General features: G+C 74.0%; 19 protein-coding genes and 1 pseudogene. 8 read left to right on the top strand and 12 right to left on the bottom strand.

What is annotated here, in order from left to right; genetic code table 11:
* From K7787_RS03255 to K7787_RS03265, 3 genes and pseudogenes are all read right to left on the bottom strand, one after another.
* Positions 1-162: pseudogene (locus tag K7787_RS03255) on the bottom strand (electron transfer flavoprotein subunit beta); the annotation flags it as partial.
* A gap of 233 nt (positions 163-395) precedes the next feature.
* The gene (locus K7787_RS03260) at positions 396-914 is read right to left on the bottom strand and encodes a flavin reductase family protein (protein WP_009187313.1); all 519 of its coding nucleotides are present in this window, start codon (positions 912-914) and stop codon (positions 396-398) included.
* Positions 915-1,121: 207 nt separating this feature from the next.
* Positions 1,122-1,481 carry a TlpA family protein disulfide reductase gene (locus tag K7787_RS03265; RefSeq protein WP_199293090.1) on the bottom strand — a complete coding sequence of 120 codons (360 nt, stop codon included), beginning with the start codon at positions 1,479-1,481 and terminating at the stop codon, positions 1,122-1,124.
* Between the two features lie 353 nt (positions 1,482-1,834).
* Here K7787_RS03265 and K7787_RS03270 point away from each other — a divergent pair, with 353 nt between their 5' ends.
* Positions 1,835-2,563 (top strand): lysophospholipid acyltransferase family protein, encoded by a 729-nt coding sequence (locus K7787_RS03270; protein WP_009187315.1) that lies wholly within the window; start codon positions 1,835-1,837, stop codon positions 2,561-2,563.
* Between the two features lie 424 nt (positions 2,564-2,987).
* Here the strand turns inward: K7787_RS03270 and K7787_RS03275 are convergent, their stop codons facing one another.
* The 5 genes from K7787_RS03275 to K7787_RS03295 form a co-directional block, all read right to left on the bottom strand.
* Positions 2,988-3,692: a B3/B4 domain-containing protein gene (locus K7787_RS03275; protein WP_223000430.1), complete on the bottom strand. Its 705-nt coding sequence runs from the start codon at positions 3,690-3,692 to the stop codon at positions 2,988-2,990.
* A gap of 17 nt (positions 3,693-3,709) precedes the next feature.
* On the bottom strand, positions 3,710-4,306 hold the full coding sequence (locus K7787_RS03280; RefSeq protein WP_223000431.1) for a transglutaminase domain-containing protein: 597 nt from the start codon (positions 4,304-4,306) through the stop codon (positions 3,710-3,712).
* Positions 4,307-4,445: 139 nt separating this feature from the next.
* The gene (locus K7787_RS03285; protein ID WP_019985647.1) at positions 4,446-5,516 is read right to left on the bottom strand and encodes a threonine aldolase family protein; all 1,071 of its coding nucleotides are present in this window, start codon (positions 5,514-5,516) and stop codon (positions 4,446-4,448) included.
* Positions 5,513-6,268 (bottom strand): SDR family NAD(P)-dependent oxidoreductase, encoded by a 756-nt coding sequence (locus tag K7787_RS03290; RefSeq protein ID WP_009187319.1) that lies wholly within the window; start codon positions 6,266-6,268, stop codon positions 5,513-5,515. The genes K7787_RS03285 and K7787_RS03290 overlap by 4 nt, the downstream gene beginning before the upstream one ends.
* 41 nt (positions 6,269-6,309) lie before the next feature.
* Complete coding sequence (locus K7787_RS03295) at positions 6,310-7,707, bottom strand: DUF6421 family protein (RefSeq protein WP_223000432.1); 1,398 nt, start codon at positions 7,705-7,707, stop codon at positions 6,310-6,312.
* Positions 7,708-8,151: 444 nt separating this feature from the next.
* Between K7787_RS03295 and K7787_RS03300 the strand changes: the two genes are divergently transcribed.
* A complete protein-coding gene (locus K7787_RS03300; RefSeq protein ID WP_009187321.1) occupies positions 8,152-8,835 on the top strand; it encodes a glycerophosphodiester phosphodiesterase in 684 nt (227 codons plus the stop codon).
* 31 nt (positions 8,836-8,866) lie between these two features.
* On the opposite strand, the gene K7787_RS03305 is transcribed toward K7787_RS03300, so the two are convergent.
* Positions 8,867-9,412, bottom strand: coding sequence for a GNAT family N-acetyltransferase (locus K7787_RS03305; protein ID WP_019985643.1), 546 nt, complete (start codon positions 9,410-9,412; stop codon positions 8,867-8,869).
* Between the two features lie 81 nt (positions 9,413-9,493).
* On the opposite strand from K7787_RS03305, the gene K7787_RS03310 reads away from it, so the two are divergent.
* Together K7787_RS03310 and K7787_RS03315 are read left to right on the top strand one after the other, a co-directional pair.
* Complete coding sequence (locus K7787_RS03310; protein WP_043260521.1) at positions 9,494-9,886, top strand: VOC family protein; 393 nt, start codon at positions 9,494-9,496, stop codon at positions 9,884-9,886.
* Between the two features lie 101 nt (positions 9,887-9,987).
* Entirely contained in the window at positions 9,988-10,818 is an 831-nt protein-coding gene (locus tag K7787_RS03315; protein ID WP_043260522.1) for a VOC family protein, read from the top strand.
* A gap of 238 nt (positions 10,819-11,056) precedes the next feature.
* Here K7787_RS03315 and K7787_RS03320 read toward each other — a convergent pair whose 3' ends face one another.
* Complete coding sequence (locus K7787_RS03320; protein ID WP_223000433.1) at positions 11,057-11,695, bottom strand: MarR family winged helix-turn-helix transcriptional regulator; 639 nt, start codon at positions 11,693-11,695, stop codon at positions 11,057-11,059.
* A complete protein-coding gene (locus K7787_RS03325; RefSeq protein ID WP_223000434.1) occupies positions 11,692-13,398 on the bottom strand; it encodes an FUSC family protein in 1,707 nt (568 codons plus the stop codon). The genes K7787_RS03320 and K7787_RS03325 overlap by 4 nt, the downstream gene beginning before the upstream one ends.
* A 190-nt stretch (positions 13,399-13,588) precedes the next feature.
* On the opposite strand from K7787_RS03325, the gene K7787_RS03330 reads away from it, so the two are divergent.
* The 4 genes from K7787_RS03330 (at position 13,589) to K7787_RS03345 (ending at position 17,828) form a co-directional block, all read left to right on the top strand.
* Positions 13,589-14,182: a DUF5134 domain-containing protein gene (locus K7787_RS03330; protein ID WP_223000435.1), complete on the top strand. Its 594-nt coding sequence runs from the start codon at positions 13,589-13,591 to the stop codon at positions 14,180-14,182.
* Positions 14,183-14,413: 231 nt separating this feature from the next.
* Positions 14,414-15,349: a M56 family metallopeptidase gene (locus K7787_RS03335; protein WP_223000436.1), complete on the top strand. Its 936-nt coding sequence runs from the start codon at positions 14,414-14,416 to the stop codon at positions 15,347-15,349.
* A gap of 266 nt (positions 15,350-15,615) precedes the next feature.
* Complete coding sequence (locus K7787_RS03340) at positions 15,616-16,275, top strand: TetR/AcrR family transcriptional regulator (RefSeq protein ID WP_019985636.1); 660 nt, start codon at positions 15,616-15,618, stop codon at positions 16,273-16,275.
* Positions 16,276-16,481: 206 nt separating this feature from the next.
* Positions 16,482-17,828: an FAD-dependent oxidoreductase gene (locus K7787_RS03345; protein ID WP_223000437.1), complete on the top strand. Its 1,347-nt coding sequence runs from the start codon at positions 16,482-16,484 to the stop codon at positions 17,826-17,828.
* 400 nt (positions 17,829-18,228) lie between these two features.
* Here the strand turns inward: K7787_RS03345 and K7787_RS03350 are convergent, their stop codons facing one another.
* Entirely contained in the window at positions 18,229-18,594 is a 366-nt protein-coding gene (locus K7787_RS03350; RefSeq protein WP_019985633.1) for an ArsR/SmtB family transcription factor, read from the bottom strand.
* Between the last annotated feature and the right edge of the window lie 54 nt (positions 18,595-18,648).

Consider the following 18,648-nt stretch of genomic DNA (forward strand, 5'->3'; position numbering starts at 1 on the left):
GGCGTCCTCGGCGATCTGCAGCGCCTGCTCGACGGCGTACTCGTCGAGCTCGGAGAGCAGACCGTCCACGTCGTCCCGGTCGACGGTCAGGTCATCGGCGAAGTGCCGGTCGCCAGTGGCGTCGGGCACGTACTTCACAGTGACAACGATCCTCAAGCTCACGCCGGCTCTCCTACTGCATCGTCATTTCCAGGGCTGCCTTCTTGCAGGCAGCATAGGCGCCTGAAGCGGCCGATCCCGGTCGGGGCGACCCCGCGCTCCGAGCGGAATATTACTCGTCAGTACACCCAGTTCATGCCCGCTAAGCAAGCGCTTTGAACTGTGACCTTCGCAACGCAGCGTAACCGGAACTCGACGCCCGCGCAGGTCCGGGGCGCCCCGGACCGGAAGAAGGGTCAGTCGCGCAGACCGCTGAAGCGGCCCTGGTGGTACAGCAGGGGCCGGCCGGTGCCGGTGGGGTCGCCGAGGAGCACCTCGGCGAGGACGATGCGGTGGTCGCCGGCCGGGACCCGGGCGGCCACCCGGCACACCAGCCAGGCCAGCACGCCGTCGAGGACGGGGACGTTCTCGGGGCCGTCGCGCCAGGAGGTGGGCGCGCCGAAGCGGTCGGCGCCGCTGCGGGCGAAGGTGGCGGCCAGGTCCTCCTGGTGCTCGCCGAGTATGTGGACGCCGATGTGCTCCGTGCCGGATATCGCCGGCCAGCTGGAGGCGCCGGTGCCGATGCCGAAGGAGATCATCGGGGGCTCGGCGGAGACGGAGGTGAGCGAGGTCGCGGTGAAGCCGACCGGCCCCGCCTCCCCGCGCGCGGTGATCACGGCCACGCCGGCCGCGTGCCGCCGGAAGACGGAGCGCAGCAGGTCGGGCGAGGCGAGCTGGAGGGCGCCGGGAGCGCCGAGACCGGGGGTGACCGTCATGGAGTTGTCCTTCGGGTGGTGGGGCGAGCGGGGTCCGTGGCTGCTCAACAGCCCGGACAGCGCGCGCTCGCGGTACGGGCGAGGTCGACGTGCACCCGTCCGAAGAGAAGGAGTTCCCGGTCCATGCAGTCAGGCTGACGATGGATGGCAGGCGCAGTCAAGTGGCATCGGACACATGGGACGTGCCTCACGGTGGCGGACACGGCGTCAGACCGCCTCCCCCAGCGCCGCGATGACGTCCGCCTTGCGCGGCAGGCCGGCGGCGCGCCGCACGACGCGGCCGGCCGCGTCGAGGACCAGCACGGTGGGCGTCTTGAGGATGCCGAGTTCGCGCACGAGGTCCAGGCGGTCCTCGGCGTCGATCTCGACGTGGGCGACGCCGGGCACCATGCCGGCCACTTCGCCCAGGACCCTGCGGGTGGCCCGGCAGGGGGCGCAGAAGGCGGAGGAGAACTGCACCAGCGTGGCCCGCTCGCCCAGTTCCCCGCCCCACCGGGCCGCGTCCAGCCGCCCGTCGTCCTCGTCCGCGCGCACCGCACTCTCCTTCGTCCCTCTCGTCCCGCCCATGGCGGCTTCCTTCTCGTCCCGGCCGTGGCGGCCGTCCCGCCCGCGGCCGTCGTGGTTCCGTCGTGGCGGGCCTTCGTGCCTCCCGTGGGCGTCCGGCCGCCGGTACGTGTGCCCGCCGCCCACGAACTCTCCTCAGTCTTCAGCGTCCCGGCGGCCGCGGTTGATTCCCGTCCGCCGCGGCAGGGTGCGCGCCGTCGTTGGTCCGACGTGACGAGGATCTCGCCGTGTACGGGCACGCGGACTGGCTACCCGGCCGTTCTTCGGGCACGATCTGCGACATGCCGTAAACCTACGGCAACGTAACTTTGCAGGGAGCCCGCCTTCCCTGGCAGACAGAAGGGTCCACCCCGCCCATGGCCGAGCTTGTCTACCGTCCCGTCATCGGTTTCGCCCGCACGATGTTCAAGGTGTGGGACCTCAAGATCGATTGCCGCGGTTCGGAGAACATTCCGCGCTCGGGCGGTGCCGTGCTGGTGAGCAATCACATCAGCTATCTGGACTTCATCTTCAACGGCCTGGCGGCCCTGCCCCAGAAGCGCCTGGTGCGCTTCATGGCGAAGGAGTCGGTCTTCCGGCACCGGATCTCCGGCCCGCTGATGCGCGGCATGAAGCACATCCCGGTGGACCGCGCGCGGGGCGAGGCGGCCTACGAGCACGCGCTGGACTCGCTGCGCTCGGGCGAGGTGATCGGGGTCTTCCCCGAGGCGACCATCTCCCAGTCGTTCACGCTGAAGAGCTTCAAGTCGGGCGCCGCCCGGCTGGCCCAGGAGGCGGGCGTCCCGCTGGTCCCGATGGCGGTGTGGGGCACGCAGCGGCTGTGGACCAAGGGCCAGCCGCGCAACTTCCGGCGCAGCCACACGCCCATCACCATCCGCGTGGGCGAGGCCATCGAGGCCCCCCGCGACCAGTACGCCGGCGCCATCACCCGCCGCCTGCGCGAGCGCGTCCAGGAGCTGCTGGAGGCCGCGCAGCGCGCCTATCCGGTGCGGCCCCGGGGCGCGGAGGACACCTGGTGGATGCCCGCCCACCTCGGCGGCACGGCCCCGACCCCGGAACAGCTCCGCCTGGCCGAGGCGCACTGACCGCGCCCGGCGGCGCGGAAGAGGACGGAGTGGCGGTCCCGTAGGCGGTGCCCGCCCCGACGTGGACCGGCGGAACCGGAGCCGGCGGGCGGGGGCGTCCGCCCCACCGCCGAAGCGGCCGGGCGGACCCGGCGATGACGGCCCCGCCCTCCGTCGACGCCTCCGAGCGAGGCGAGTACGCGACACCGCGCCGACGCCTCCGAGCGAGGCGAGTGCGCGGCGCCGCGCCGACGCCTCCGAGCGAGGCGAGTGCGCGGCGCCGCGCCGGACACGCGCCGGTGGGTCCGACCATGGCGGCGGAACCCGCCCGCCCGCGCCGGCCGGGACCGACCGGCGCGTGTCCGGCGGGCTGGTCGGTCCCGGTCGGCGCGTGTCCGGCGGGCTGGTCGGTCCCGGTCGGCGCGTGTCCGGCGGGCCGGCCGCCTCAGGCCGTCGCGGAGTGCGGCGCGTGTACGGTGATCCGTGCTCCGGGGCTGAACTTCTCCAGGAGTTCGGCCAGTTCGGCGGCGGCCGCCTCGGCCTCGGCGACCGGCATCGGAGCCAGGCTCTCCAGCAGGAAGAGACCGGAGACGGTCCCCTCGGTCAGCCGGGTGCGCGGTCCCTGGCGCCAGTTCCAGCGGCGGCAGGTGACGCCGGCCTCGTCGCACCACACCACTTCGCCCGCGTCGGGGTGCTCGACGGTCTCCTCGCCCCCGGCCACGGTCACGAAGTCCTCGTCCCCGGTGGCCCGCACCAGGCGCATCCCGCCCTGGATCAGGTCCAGGTCCTCGCCGCCGACCGGGATCAGATGGGCGACGCTGATGGCGTTGTAGACGTCGACCAGGACGTTGACGCGGGGCAGCCCGGCGCCCGAGAGCGCCCGCTTCGCCAGCGCCTCGGCCGAGTTGCGGGTGCGCGACGGCTTGGAGCCGAACGCCGTGTAGACCTCGCGCCAGGCGGCCATGTGCGGGTCCTCGTGCGGGGCGCGGCCGTCCAGCCGGGCGGCCAGCCGACGGGCCGCGTCGTCCAGCAGCGCCGAACTGGCCTCCGTGGTGGGGCCGTTGGTCAGCTCGTACGCCTCCACCACCACATGGGTGAAGCCGGGCGCGAGCGCGCGCACCTCGTCGGACACGGTGAGCGTGAGTGTCATGTTCTGTCGCCTCGGGATCAGAGTGCGGTGGGCAGCGCCTTCCACAGCCACGGCCGGTCGGGGGCGGCCCTGAGGGCGCTCAGCACGACCGGATGCGGTTCAGCGTACAGTACCGGGTAGTCCATTTCATTTGCCTGTGGATCGACCGGGCAGGCCAGGCGCTCGCCGGCGAGGGAGAACTGCGCGTCGATGCCAGGCTTGTTGCCGCGCGGGTCCTGCCGGTGCCAGGCGCCGTTGAACCGCACCGCGACCAGTCCGTGCACCACATGCCCGCCGATCTCCTCGTCGTGCGTGAGGCGCTGGTAGCACAGGGCCGTCGGGATGTCCTCGGCCCGCAGCAGCGCGGCCAGGGCGTGCGCCTTGGCGTGGCAGATGCCGGTGCGCAGCCGCAGCACGTCGGAGGCCCGCCAGGTGACGCGCAGATCGCCCGCGTCCTGCGAGTGCGGGATCGTGTCGCGCACGAACTCGTACGCGGCCCGCGCATAGGCATACGAGTCGGCGACCCCTTCGGCGAGGCGGGCGGCCGTCTCGCGGACCACCGGGTGGTCATGGTCGATCGCCTCGTCAGCGGCCAGATAGGCGGACAGGTCAGGGGTGTGCTGGATCAGCTCCATGTCCGCAGAGCATAGGAATGCGATCACCCGATAGTCAATGACTTTCCGGGTGATCGCATAACTATGCAGATGGTCCCACCGGCTCGATCTCGTCCCACCGGCTCGGTCCCCTCGGGCCGACGGCTCCGGTGAGCGCGCCTCAGCGCGCCATCTCCTCCTTCAGCGCCGCCACGAAGGCGTCCACGTCGTCCTCCGTGGTGTCGAAGGAGCACATCCAGCGCACGACGCCCTCGGACTCGTCCCAGAAGTAGAACCGGAACCGCTTCTGCAGCCGCTCGCCCACGTCGTGCGGCAGCTTGGCGAAGACGCCGTTGGCCTGCACCGGGTAGAGGATCTCCACCCCGTGCACGGCCCGCACGCCCTCCGCGAGCCGCTGCGCCATCTCGTTGGCGTGCCGGGCGTTGCGCAGCCACAGGTCCTTGGCGAGCAGGGCCTCCAGCTGGACCGACACGAAGCGCATCTTGGAGGCGAGCTGCATGCTCATCTTGCGGATGTGCTTCATCCTGCGGACGGCGTCGTGATCGAGGACGACGACCGCCTCGCCGAACATCGCGCCGTTCTTCGTCCCGCCGAGCGAGAGGATGTCCACGCCGACGGCGTTGGTGAACGTGCGCATCGGCACGTCCAGCGAGGCCGCCGCGTTGGCTATGCGGGAGCCGTCCAGGTGCACCCGCATGCCGTGCGCGTGGGCGTGCTCGCAGATCGCGCGGATCTCCCCGGGCGTGTAGAGCGTGCCCAGCTCCGTGCTCTGGGTGATCGACACCACCTGCGGCATGGCCCGGTGCTCGTCCTCCCAGCCGTACGCCTGCCGGTCGATCAGCTCGGGGGTGAGCTTGCCGTCCGGGGTGGGCACGGTGAGCAGCTTGAGGCCGCCCATGCGCTCGGGGGCGCCGCCCTCGTCCACGTTGATGTGCGCGCTCTCGGCGCAGATCACCGCGCCCCAGCGGTCGGTGACGGCCTGGAGCGCGACGACGTTGGCGCCGGTGCCGTTGAAGACGGGGAACGCCTCGGCGCCGGCCCCGAAGTGACTGCGCACGATCCGCTGGAGGTTCTCGGTGTAGTCGTCCTCGCCGTACGCGACCTGGTGCCCGCCGTTGGCCAGGGCCAGGGCGGCGAGCACCTCCGGGTGGACTCCGGCGTAGTTGTCGCTGGCGAAACCGCGGACCTCCGGGTCGTGGTGGCGACGCGCGTCGGTCTTGGCGGGGTTCACGGCTGCTCGGTCAGCCACAGACGTTTTCCGTTCACTTCCGCGGCGGGCTTGTCCCAGACGTCGACGATGGCCTCGGCGAGGTCCTTGACGTCCGTGAAGCCCGCGAACTTCGCGTTGGGGCGCTCGGCGCGCATCGCGTCGTGCACCAACGCCTTCACCACCAGGATCGCAGCCGCCGAGGTCGGCCCGTCGGCGCCCTCGGCCTTCCCGGCCTTGCGGAAGTAGTCGGCCATGGCGAGCGTCCACGCCTCGGCGGCGGCCTTGGCCGCGGAGTAGGCGGCGTTGCCCGCGGTGGGCTTGGACGCGCCGGCGGCGCTGATCAGCAGGTACCGGCCGCGTTCGCTGCGCTGCAGGGCCTCGTGGAAGGCCAGCGAGGTGTGCTGCACGGTGCGCACCAGCAGCAGTTCCAGGAAGTCCCAGTCGTCCAGGCTGGTCTTGGTGAAGGTCTCGCTGCCGCGCCAGCCGCCGACGAGGTGGACCAGGCCGTCGACGCGGCCGAAGTCCTTCTCGATGTGGGCGGCCCACTCGCGGGTGGACTTCAGGTCCAGCAGGTCGACCGTGTCACCGGTCACGGTGGCGCCGCCGGAGGCGTAGCGGGCGGCGTCCACGGCCTCGGACAGCCGCTCGGGATCGTTGTCCGCGCCGACGACGGTCGCGCCCGCCTCGGCGAGCCGGAGCAGCGCCGCCCGGCCGGCGGGTCCGCCCGCGCCGGCCACCGCGATCACCGCACCGCTGAGAGCCCCGTTCCCCATGTTCTTCGCCTCCGTAGCAGCAGTGTTCTGGACGTGATCGCTCACGCGGCGACCCGCTCGGCGCTGTCGGCCGTGATGCCCTTGGTGGAGGCGATCACGTTCTTCAGCTTCTTGGACAGTGCCTCGTAGAACATGCTGAGCGGAAACTCGTCAGGAAGCACGTCATCGACGAGCTTGCGCGGCGGCAGGCTCAGGTCCAGGGCGTCGGGGCCCTTGGCCCACTTGGAGCCGGGGTGCGGGGCGAGGTAGGCGGCGACCAGCTCGTAGCCGGCGAACCAGTGCACCAGCTTGGGGCGGTCGATGCCGTCGCGGTAGAGCTTCTCTATCTCGGCGCACAGCTGGTTGGTGACCTGCGGGGCGCGCTCCCAGTCGATGGAGAGCCGGTTGTCGGTCCAGCGCACCACGTCGTGCTTGTGCAGGTAGGCGAAGAGGAGCTGGCCGCCGAGGCCGTCGTAGTTGCGCACCCGCTCGCCGGTGACCGGGAAGCGGAACATGCGGTCGAACAGCACCGCGTACTGCACGTCGCGGGCCTGCGGGACGCCGTCCGCCTGGAGCTTGACGGCCTCCTTGAAGGCGGTCAGGTCGCAGCGCAGCTCCTCCAGGCCGTACATCCAGAACGGCTGGCGCTGCTTGATCATGAACGGGTCGAACGGCAGGTCGCCGTGGCTGTGGGTGCGGTCGTGGACCATGTCCCACAGCACGAAGGCCTCCTCGCAGCGCTTCTGGTCGTGGACCATGGCGGCGATGTCCTCGGGCAGCTCCAGGCCGAGGAGGTCGACGGCGGCGGCGGTGACCCGGCGGAAGCGGGCGGCCTCCCGGTCGCAGAAGATGCCGCCCCAGGAGAAGCGCTCCGGGGCCTCGCGCACGGCGATCGTCTCGGGGAAGAGGACGGCGGAGTTGGTGTCGTAGCCGGCCGTGAAGTCCTCGAAGGTGATGCCGCAGAACAGCGGGTTGTCGTAGCGGGTGCGCTCCAGCTCGGCCAGCCAGTCGGGCCAGACCATGCGCAGCACGACCGCCTCCAGGTTGCGGTCCGGGTTGCCGTTCTGCGTGTACATCGGGAAGACGACCAGGTGCTGGAGGCCGTCCACGCGGTGGGCCGCGGGCTGGAAGGCGAGCAGCGAGTCCAGGAAGTCGGGCACCTGGAAGCCGCCGTCGGCCCAGCGGCCGAGGTCCGCCACGAGCGCCCGGTGGTAGGGGGCGTCGTGCGGCAGCAGCGGCGACAGCCGCTCCACGGCGTCGATCACGCGGCGTACGGCATGCTCGGCGTCGGCCGGGGAAGGCGCTCCCTCGGCCTGGAAGTCGATGGAACCGTCGTTGGACTGCCACGGCCGGATCTGCTCCACGGCATCCTTGAGCACGGGCCACGCCGGGTGCTCAACCACCCTGGTCGCCGAAGGAACCTCCCCCTCGGCACCCACCTGCACAAGAATTTCCGTCATGACCCATCCTCCACGGGAGAAGCTCGCGTAAGGAGACCGTATACATACAGCGTTTCTCCCATCAAGGGCACCCTCAGGAAATTATTCTGCGCACCCGCACCTCCACCGGTCATTTTCCTGCCGGACACCCATATGGCGGCCACTCGTACTAGGCCGTTCGAGTGAGGGCATCCGCCGTTCCAGGCAGGCGATTTCCGGCCCGCCACGGTCGCCGGACGGGACTCCGGGGCCGGTTCGTCAGCGTCCGCGCGACGCGCCCACGCCCGGGTGATCGTCCGCACGGGCCCCGCCCCGGCGGCGCCCGGCCGTCACCCCAGTGCGCCGTGTACGCGGGGGTCCGACGCGGGCGCGGGCCGTTAGGCTGCGGGCCTGCCGCGTGGACGACGAGGTCCCCGTATGGTCCGCGTGCGTGCCGAGCCGCCGTCGACGGAAGCGAGTTGAACCTTGAACTTCCTTACCATCGGTCACCGCGGAGTCATGGGTGTCGAGCCCGAGAACACCCTCCGTTCCTTCGTGGCCGCCCAGCAGGCCGGCCTCGACGTCATCGAACTCGATCTGCACCTCAGCAAGGACGGCGCCCTCGTCGTCATGCACGACGCGGAGGTGGACCGCACGACCGACGGCAGCGGCGCCATCGCCGACAAGACCCTCGCCGAACTGCGGGCGCTGGACGCCGGGCACGGCGAGCGGGTCCCGGTCTTCGAGGAGGTCCTCGACGCCGTCCGCACCCCGCTGCAGGCCGAGATCAAGGACGTGGCCGCGGCGCAGGCGCTGGCCGAGGTCATGCACCGGCGCGATCTGCTGTCCCGGGTGGAGGTGCTGTCCTTCCACGACGAGGCGCTCACCGAGATCGCCCGCCTGGTGCCCGGCGTCCGCACGGCGCTGGTGGCCGACCGCTACGGCCCCGAGGTCGTCGAGCGCGCCACCGCCGCCGGGGCCGCGACCCTCGTCCTCGACATCCGCCGGCTCACCCTGGAGACCGTCGAGCACGCCCGCGCGGCGGACCTCAGGATCATCGGCTGGGTGGTGAACACCCTGGACCACCTGCGGCTGGTGCGCGCCCTGGAGCTGGACGGGGCCACCACCGACTACCCGGAGATCAAGCGCACCGGCCGCTTCACCGCGTGAGTGAGCGCCGCCCGGGACCCGCGGTCCGGCCTCAGGGCCGGGCCAGCTCCTTGACCAGCAGCTCGAACCGCAGGTCGTCGCGGAGCGGCAGGCCGAACCGCTCGTCGCCGTACGGGAACGGGCTCATCCGGCCCGTACGGCGGTAGCCGCGCCGCTCGTACCAGGCGATCAGCTCCTCGCGCACGGAGATCACGGTCATGTGCATCTCCGTCACGCCCCAGATCTCCCGGACCCGGCGCTCCGCCTCCGCGATGATCACCTTGCCGAGGCCCGCGCCCTGGAGGGCCGGGGCGACCGCGAACATGCCGAAGTACGCGTACGCGCCCCGGTGCTCCAGCTGGCAGCAGGCCACCACGCGGCCGTCCCGCTCGACCGCCAGCAGCCTGCTGTCGGGCGACTGGATCACCGCGCGCACGCCCTCCGGGTCCGTCCGCTGTCCGCCGAGGATGTCCGCCTCGGTCGTCCACCCGGCCCGGCTGGCGTCGCCGCGGTAGGCCGACTCGATCAGCGCGACCAGCGTGTCCACATCGGCCTCGGTGGCGTCGCGGAAGGTCAGGGGGGCGGCGGCGGTCTCCATGAGGGTGGTGCCTTTCGTACTCGTGCGCGACAGGGCGGTGCAGAACGCCATCCTGCCACTGGCTGGCTAGGCTCCGGCTTCATGGTGCATGTACTCAGCAGCCGGACCCTGCTCCAGCCCACCGACCCCGAGCGCTCCCGCCGCTTCTACGGCGAGCAGCTGGGCCTGCCCGTCTACCGCGAGTTCGGCACGGGGCCGGAGCGCGGCACCGTCTACTTCCTCGGCGGCGGCTTCCTGGAGCTGTCGGGCCGCTCCGACGCCCCGCGCTCCCCCGCCGTGCGGCTGTGGCTCCAGGTGCCGGACGTGGCGGCGGCCCACGCGGAGCTGCGGGAGGCGGACGTGGAGATCGTGCGCCCGCCGGTGCGCGAGCCGTGGGGGCTGATCGAGATGTGGATCGCGGACCCCGACGGCACGCCCGTCGTCCTCGTCGAGGTGCCCGCCGACCACCCGCTGCGCTACCGGCCGGGGATCTGACCTCCGGGGCCCGCCCGGGCGTACGGCTCCGGCTGGCCACCGTCGGTGACCGGGGATAGCGTGCTGGAGGTGGGGGCGAGCCTTCTTCCCGGAGGAGTGCCATGGAGTTCGACAAGCCGGTGACCGGCGGCCCCTGCTGGGCGGAGCTGGGCACCAGCGATCTGGCGGCGGCCAAGCGGTTCTACGGCGAGGTCTTCGGCTGGCGGTGCGACGCCCCCGACTCCCGCCCCGAGCTGCGCGGATACACCGTCGCCCGGCTGGGCGGCGCCGCGGTCGCCGGGCTCGGCCCCCTCTACCGGCCCACGCAGCCGATCGCCTGGAACGTCTCGTTCGCCGTGGCCGACGCCGACGCGGCCACGCACAAGGTGGTGGAGGCCGGCGGGACGGTGATCCGCGGCCCGATGGACATCTTCGACGAGGGCCGCCGCACGGTGGCGCTGGACCCGTCCGGCGCGGCCTTCCAGCTGTGGCAGGCGCGCGACTTCCCCGGCGCCGGCGTCTTCAACCGGCCCGGCGCGCTCGGCTGGGTGGAACTCGCCACCCGGGACGTCAAGCGGGCCAGGGACTTCTACACGAGCGTCTTCGGCTGGAGCGTGAACGCCTCCGAGTGGTACACGCAGTGGGGCATGCACGGCATGGACTTCGGCGGGGTGACCGCGCTGCACGAGCGCTTCCCGGCCGATGTGCCGCCGCACTGGCTGCCCTACTTCGCGGTCGAGGACGTGGACGGCACTACGGAGGTCGCGCTGCGGGCGGGCGGCAAGGCCCTCCAGGAGCCCACCTCCGTCCCGGACGGACCCCGGATCGCGGTGCTCCGCGACCCGCAGGGCGCGGCCTTCGGCGTCTACCCGGCCGGGGACGAGGACATGGGGCCGGCCGGTGTACGGGAACAGGACGCCGGGCGGGAGGAGAGCGGGCCGGGGGCGGGCTGAGGGCCGGGGGCAGCGGCCTGCGGGTCGGCGGTGGGGCGGGGGCCTGCGGCTCAGCGGTGAGCTGAGGCTCGGTGGCGGGGCTCGGGCCGAAGGCGGGGGGCTCGGGTCGGAGTCGGGGCTCGGGTCGGGGGTGCGGCTCGCGTCGGGTCGGAGGTGGGGCTCGGGTCGGGGTGGCGGGCGGCCTTGCGACCGCCGGCCCTGAAGCGCGCCCCGGACCGGCCGCGTCCCTGGCCGCCCCTCAGATCCGCAGCGCCCCCGGGCGGCCCTCCAGCCTGCTCAGCAGCTCGCACAGCAGTACGGCCAGGTCGCCGCGTCCGGCGCCGTCGAGACCGGCGAGGACGGTCCGCTCGTAGGCGAGCTGTTCCGGCAGGATGCCGTCGACCAGCTCGCGCCCGGCGTCGGTGAGGCGGACGTGGGCGACCCTGCGGTCCCGGGTGTCGCCGCGCCGCTCGACCAGGCCGCGCTCGGTCAGCTGCTTGAGGCGCTTGGTGACGGCGGCGCCCGAGGAGAACGTCTCGCGGGCCAGTTCGCCGGGGGTGAGTTCGTGCCCGGTGCGCCGCAGCGCGCCGAGCAGGTCGAACTCGGCCCGGCTGAGCCCGGCCCGGCGCAGCGGCGCGTCCTCGGCCTGCTGGAGGAGGGCGGCGCAGCGGTTGATCCGGCCGATGATCTCCATCGGCGCGGTGTCCAGGTCGGGGTGGACGGCCCGCCACTGGCGCACGACCGCTGCGACGGTGTCGTCCTGGACGGACGCGCCCCGGGCGGCGTCCTGGGAGGGGCCCCGGGCGGCGGCCTCGTCCCGGACGGGGGGGTCCTCGGGCGTCGCCGCGGTGTCGTCGTGGGCGGCGCCGGGTGCCGGCCGTCCGTGGTTCGCCGTCATGGCCGTGGGTCCTCCGTGGTGCCGTCCGTGCTGGTCGCCGGGGTGTGCAGGCCCAGGCGACGTATCGTCGCGGCGAGCGTACGGTGTGCGGCCTGCTCGGTGCGCACGACCCGCTCCTGGGGCAGGGCGCGCTGCCACCACTCGCCGGACGCGGCGTCGGCGGTGGCGCGCAGTTCGACCAGCGCGGCGGCCAGGGCGCGGCGGGCGGTCTCCAGCGCGGCGGGCTCGGGCCGTTCCTCGGCGAGCAGGCGCGCGGCCCGCTCGCGGGCCCGCTCCACGGCGCTCAGGGCGTCCTCGATGCGGTCGCCGGCCCGGCGGTTGGTGACGGCGACGGCGGCCGCGAAGCCGACCAGCGCGCCGACGACGGTGTCCACCGCGCGCTCGGTGATCAGCTCGCCCGTGGCCTGCTGCCGGGCGAACTCGGTGATCAGCAGGGCCATCGGGGTCACGCAGATGGTGCCGAGCCAGTAGTTGCGGCCGATCAGCGCCTCGGCGCCGAAGTTCAGGGCCAGGCAGCACAGCACGAGGGCCACGCCGCTGGTGTGCGCGAGCGGGGCGATGACCGCGAAGACGAGGACGCCGACGAGGTTGCCGACGACCCGCTGGACGCTGCGGTTCCAGGTGAGGGCGAGGTTGGCCTGGTAGAGGGCGGCGGCGGTGACCAGGGCCCAGTAGGGGCGGCCGATGCCGAGCGCGAGGGAGGCGTATCCGGCGAGCGCGCAGCCGAGGGCGGTGCGCAGCGCGATCGGGGCGAGCGGGCCGAGACGGCTCCACCAGGGGCGGTGCGGGGCGGCGCTCTCGGCGGCCACGCCGAGCAGTTCGTCGGTGGCCGCCGCCGTCTCGTCCACGGCCGGGACCGGTCCGCGGCCGCACAGAAGGCGGGCCCAGGTGCGCAGCCGGTCCGGGTCGGTGTCGGCCGGGGCGGCGAGGGCGACCTCGGCGCGGACGACGAGGCGTTCCAGGGCGCGCCGGGTCTCGGTGCGGGCGCCGCAGGCCAGCAGTGTCTGCCAGGCGGCCTGGACGGCGGCGGCCGCGGCGGCGCGGGTCCGGGCGTGGCCCTCGCCGTCGCCGCCGGTGGCGGCGTACGCGGCGGCGGCGTTCAGCGCCTGCGCGGTGGCGCGGCGCTCCGGGCCGTGCGGGCGCAGCAGGCCCGGGGCCATGCCGACCAGCCAGGCCCAGATCCCCGCCCCGGCGGCCAGCGCCAGGTGCCCGGGGACCTGGCCGAGGGTCTGCGGCACGAACAGGGAGGCGGAGCTGATGAAGGTGAGGACGACGTTGCCGGGCGGGCCGAGCCGGGTCGCGTCGCACAGCGCCTTCTGCGCGGCGGCCATGAGCGCGCCCACGGTGACCAGGACGGCCGCGTCGGTGGTCAGGGAGGCGGCGACCAGGGAGAGCCCGAGTCCGCCGAGCATGCCGGCCACGACCCAGGCGAGGACCCGGGCCCGGGCGGCATAGGGGCGGTTGTGGGCGTAGAGGGCGCACAGCGACCCGGCCATCGTGTACATGGCCAGGTCGAGCCGGCCGAGGGCGAGCAGCGTGAGGTTGGGCGGGGCGACCGAGACGACGACGCTCAGCGCGGGCTTGAACCAGATGTCCGAGGGACGGCCGAGCCGGAGCACTCCGGTGAGCGGGAGGCGCGGGGCGGACCGGCCGGTCGGGGTGGGGGCGGGGGTGCGGTGGGGACTGGGGGGCGCACTGCTCATACCCACAAGCTTAACAGGTGTTTTACCGGTAAATTATGTCGCTCGGCCACGCTTCGGCGTCGCACGCTCCCCCGCATGCTCCCCGCGTACACCCTTGCGCTTGTGTGCGCGCCGCGTGACCCGGGCATCGCTTGACCGACCGGCGGGCCGCGAGCGGCGGTCCGGCGACCGTCGAGCGGGGAGGTGGGGGGTGCACGGACCGGCTTCGCCCGGCTGGCTGCTGGTCGCGCTGTGCGCGGCGAGCGGCGCCTACTGCCTGCTGCGGATGCGCAGCGGCGTCGAGGAGCAGCGCAGGGCCGCGGGCAGCGAGGCGCTGATGGGGTTCGCGATGGCCGCCATGGCCGTGCCCGCGGCGGTCTTCACGCCGCCGGCCTGGGCCTGGGCCTGTTACGCGGCGGTCTTCGGCGTGGCCGCGCTGCACTCGCTGCGGTGGGCGCGGACCAGTGCCCACCATCTGCACCATTCGGTGGGCTCCGCGGCCATGGTCTACATGTCGGTGGTGATGACGCTCTCCCCCGGCTCCCCCGGGGGGCACCACCACGCGCACGGCGGCTCGGGGACACCGCTGCTCACCGGCGCGCTGCTGCTGTACTTCGCCGGGTACGTCCTGCTGACCGGCGCCCGGCTGGTACCGGCGGTGGCCGCGCCCGCGGGCGGGGGCGGTGCGGTGACCGCGCCCGGTGGTGGGGGCGGCGGCACGGGGTGGGGCGACCGCCCGGAACTGGCGCGCGCGTGCCGGCTCTCGATGGGGATGGCGATGGTCGCGATGCTGCTGACGTTGTGAGCGGGCGAGGGAGCCGGAGGGCGTGGGCGGACGGTCGGCCGGGCAGCGTGAGCAGGCGAGGGCCCCGCGCGGACGGGGCCGGTGTCGGGCGGGGCCGGTGTCGGGCGGGGACGCCCCGGTGGCGGCGGGGGCGCCCTGCCGGGCGGTGCGGCGGGGCCGACGCGCCGTGGTCTGCGTCACTTTGCCGGGCAGCGCGGTATCCGAGCGGCCGGGCGCTCATAAGGTGCTCGCATGATGGTCCCCGCGGTCCTGTTGCTGTTCGGCGCGCTGACCGCCGTGGCCGCTCCGCGGCTGCTGGCCCGGACCGACTGGCCGGACCGCGAGCCGGTCGTCGCGCTGTGGGCCTGGCAGTGCGTGGTGGCCTCCGTCCTGCTGTGCTGCGCGCTGTCGATGACGCTCAGCGCCGCTGCCGCCTGGCAGGCGGTGCGCGGCCATCTGTTCGCCTCGGCGCCGCGCGCGGTGGTCGAGGCGTACGCGCTCGGCACGGCCGGGGCATGGGCGCCGACCACGGCGGTGGCCCTGGCCTGCGGCGGGGTGTGGAGCGCGGCGATGCTGCTGCGCGAGATCGTCCGGGCCCGGCGGCGGCGCGGCGGCCGGCGCGCCGAACTCCTCGTCCGTGCGCCGCTGTTGCCCGGAGAGGAGCCCGGCGCCGACCGGCTCGTCGTACTGGAGAGCGACCGGCCGGACGCGTGGTGGCTGCCCGGCGCGTCGCCCCGGCTGGTCGTGACGACGGCCGCGCTGCGCCGGCTGAAGGGACGGCAGCTGGACGCCGTCCTCGCCCACGAGCAGGGGCACGCACGGGCCCGGCACGACTGGCTGCTGCACTGCTCGGCCGCGCTGGCCGACGGTTTCCCGCAGGTGCCGGTCTTCGCCGCGTTCCGCGACGAGATGCACCGCCTGGTCGAACTCGCCGCCGACGACGCCGCCTCGCGCCGCTTCGGCCGGCTGACGACCGCGCTCGCCCTGGTCGAACTCAACGAGGACCGGGGCGTGTTCGGCCCCTGCCCGAGCCCGCAGGCCGATGTGCCGCGACGGGTGCACCGGCTGCTGGCGCCCCGCGGCCGGCTCACCGCCGCCCACCGGCTGCGCCTGACGGCGGTGGCGTCGCTCGTGCCGGTGGTGCCGGTCCTGGTCACGCTCATTCCGGGACTGCGCGCGCTGGGCTGAGGAGACTGGAGAAGTCCGCGCTGAGGGGACTGGAGAAGTCCCCGAAAGCGTCGGCTCTCGACGGCCGGGCATCAGCCCTCGGACCCCGCGCCGGCCCCCGCGGGACGCTCAGGAGCCCGAGGACGCCATGCGGGAAGAGCGAGCCCGTCTCGGACGATCCCCCGCGTCGCCCGAGACGGGCGGCATGCCGACCAGGCCCGTACAGGGGCCGGTCCGCCTGCGTTGAGTATAGTTGGCTGGCAGCCAGTCAACGCAGGAGTTACAGCATGTCCCCGCGCAGCGCCTCGGTCAATGAAGAGTTGCGGCGGCGTTCCCGGGAGCGGCTTCTGCAGTCGGCGGTCGAGCTGGTGGCCGAACACGGGTACGACGCGACGACGCTCGGCGCCATCGCCGACCGGGCGGGCTCGGCGCGCGGTCTGGTGTCGTACTACTTCCCCGGCAAGCGCCAGCTGGTGCAGTCCGCCGTGCACCGGCTGATGCACCGCACGCTGGAGGAGGCCCTGGAGCGCGAGCCGCGCACCGAGGACGGCCGGGAGCGGCTGGCGCGCGCCATCGACGCGATCCTGGGCCTGGCCGTGGACCGGCCGGTGCTGATGCGGCAGCACATGGCGGGCATCCTCCAGGCCGAGGGCTTCGTGCAGTGCCCTGAACAGCAGCGGCTGTCGTACCTGCTGCGGGACACGGTGGCCCGGCGCGGCTCGGCGGACGTCGACGCGGACTACCCGATGCTGCGGGCGCTGCTGATGGGCGCGGTGTACGCCGCGCTGGTGCCCGGCGCGCCCATGCCGGTGCCGGTGCTGCGGGCCGAGCTGTTCAAGCGCTACGGCCTGGACTGGGACATGGGCATGCCGCCGGGCGCGGAGGCCCCCGGCGGTTCCCGCGGCGCCGACGTGTCCCGCTTCTTCGCGACCGACCGGCCGGAGTAGCCGGCCGACCACCGGTCCGGGCAGCCCTCGCGGGCCGGGAGGCGGCGCTCCGGGCAGCCCCTCGCGGGCCGGGAGACGGTGGTTCGGGGGCGGGTGGGTGACATGCCGTCGGGGGCGGTGTCGTGGCGCTTACCCGCCGGCATCCCCGGTGCCATGCTGGGAGACGTCAGCGCTCTCCTGCGACCGCCGGGGTAAGGAGTTCCGCCGTGCTGCGTGTCGCCGTCGTCGGCTCGGGGCCGAGCGGGTGCTACACCGCTCAGGGCCTCGTCCAGCAGGACTCCTCGGTACGCGTCGACGTCCTGGACCGGCTGCCGTGCCCGTACGGGCTCGTCCGCTACGGCGTGGCGCCGGACCACGAGAAGATCAAGTCGCTCCAGGGCAGTCTGCGCGCGGTGCTGGAGCACGAGCGGGTCAGATTCCTCGGCGGGGTGCGGATCGGCGGTCCCGACGGGCTGCCCGTCGGCAGGCTGCGGCAGCTGTACCACGCGGTGGTGTACTGCGTGGGCGCCTCCACCGACCGCCGGCTCGGCATCCCGGGCGAACAACTGCCGGGGAGCTGGTCGGCGACGGAGTTCGTGTCCTGGTACAGCGCCCACCCGGACGCCGTGGACGGCGGTTTCGTACGGGACGCCCGCAGCGCCGTGGTCGTCGGCGTGGGCAACGTGGCCGTGGACGTCACCCGCATGCTGGCCCGGGGCGCGGCCGAGCTGAACCCCACCGACATGCCCGAGGCCGCGCTCGCCGCGCTCGCCGCGAGCCGGGTGAGCGACATCCACATGGTGGGCCGGCGCGGCCCCTCGCAGGCCCGGTTCACCACCAAGGAGCTGCGGGAGCTGGCGAACCTGCCGGACACCGACGTGGTCGTCGACCCGGCGGAACTTTCGCTGGACCCCGCGTGCGCGGACCCCTCGGCGCTGCCGGCCGCCCAGCGCCGCAATGTGGAGGTGCTGCGCGAGTGGGCGCGCACGCCGCTGCGCGGCGGCTCCCGCCGCATCCACCTGCGGTTCTTCCTGCGCCCGGTCGAACTGCTCGCCGCCGAAGGCCGGGTTGCGGCGGTGCGCCTCGAACGGACGGCGCCGGACGGCCGGGGCGGGATGACGGGCACGGGGCGGTACGAGGAGCTGGCGGCGCAGCTGGTGCTGCGTTCGGTCGGCTATCGCGGGGTGCCGCTGGACGGGCTGCCGTTCGACCCCGCCACGGGCACCGTGCCGCACCGGGCGGGCCGGGTGCTGCGCGAGGGCGTCGTCGCGCCCGGCGAGTACGTGGCCGGGTGGATCAAGCGGGGCCCCACGGGGGTCATCGGCACCAACCGGCCGTGCGCGAAGGAGACGGTGGCCTCGCTGCTCGCGGACGCGCCGGACCTGGTCCGCGCGCCGGTGCCCGAGGACGCCGTGGCGGCGCTGCGCGCGGAGGGTGTGGAGCCGGTCGGATGGGCGGGCTGGCAGGCCATCGAACAGGCCGAGGCGCGGCTCGGCGCCTCGCTCGGCCGGGGCGTCGTCAAGCTGCCCGACTGGGAGTCGCTCCGGGCGGCGGCCCGCACGGCGGCGCGGTAGCGGACGCGCGGGGCGACTCGGACTCCGCGCGCGGGACCGGGCTCGGGGTCCGCGGCTCTGGTCGCCTCTCGGGGCGCGCGGCGACTCCCGACACACGGTGCTCTCCTCCGGCCGAGCGATGCCCGGGCCGCCCCGCCGACCGGGCAGCCCTTCGCGCGGGAAGTCCCTCGGGCCAGAGGCTCCCGGACCGAGCAACCCTCGGCGCCGCGCGCCCCGCCGCCCGAGTGGGTCCCGGGTCGCGCGCCCCGCCGACCGGCGACCCTTCGCATGCGCGCCCCTCGGACCGGACTTCTCGGGCCGGGCCGCTCCCGGGCTGCGGGAGCCTCGAACCGAGGTCTCTCGGGGTGAATCCCTTGGGTCTGGGCCCCGGTCCCGGTCCCGCAGGGACGGCCGACGCGTCTCAGGCCCCCGCGAGGCGCTCCTCCTGGCGGGCGGCGGCCTCGAGGAGGCTGTCGAGCAGGCCCGGGAACAGGGCGTCGAGGTCGTCGCGGCGCAGGCCGTTCATCTTCGCGGTGCCCCGGTAGACCTGCCGGATCACCCCGGCCTCGCGCAGCACCCGGAAGTGGTGCGTGGTGGTCGACTTGCTGACGGGCACGTCGAAGTCCGAGCAGGCCAGTTCGTCGCTGCCGACGGCCAGCTCCCGCACGATTCCCAGGCGCAGCGGGTCGGACAGCGCGTGCAGCACGCCCTCCAGACGGATCTCCTCCGGCGCGGGGTGCGCGAGGGCACGGCTGCCGGCGGCGGGGACGGAGACAGGGGCGGTCACGGCGGCTCCACTTCGTACGAGGCACCTCATTCTACGAGGAACATCGTAGTTTGA

The organism is Streptomyces sennicomposti (assembly GCF_019890635.1).
GTDB classification, from domain to species: Bacteria; Actinomycetota; Actinomycetes; order Streptomycetales; family Streptomycetaceae; genus Streptomyces; species Streptomyces sennicomposti.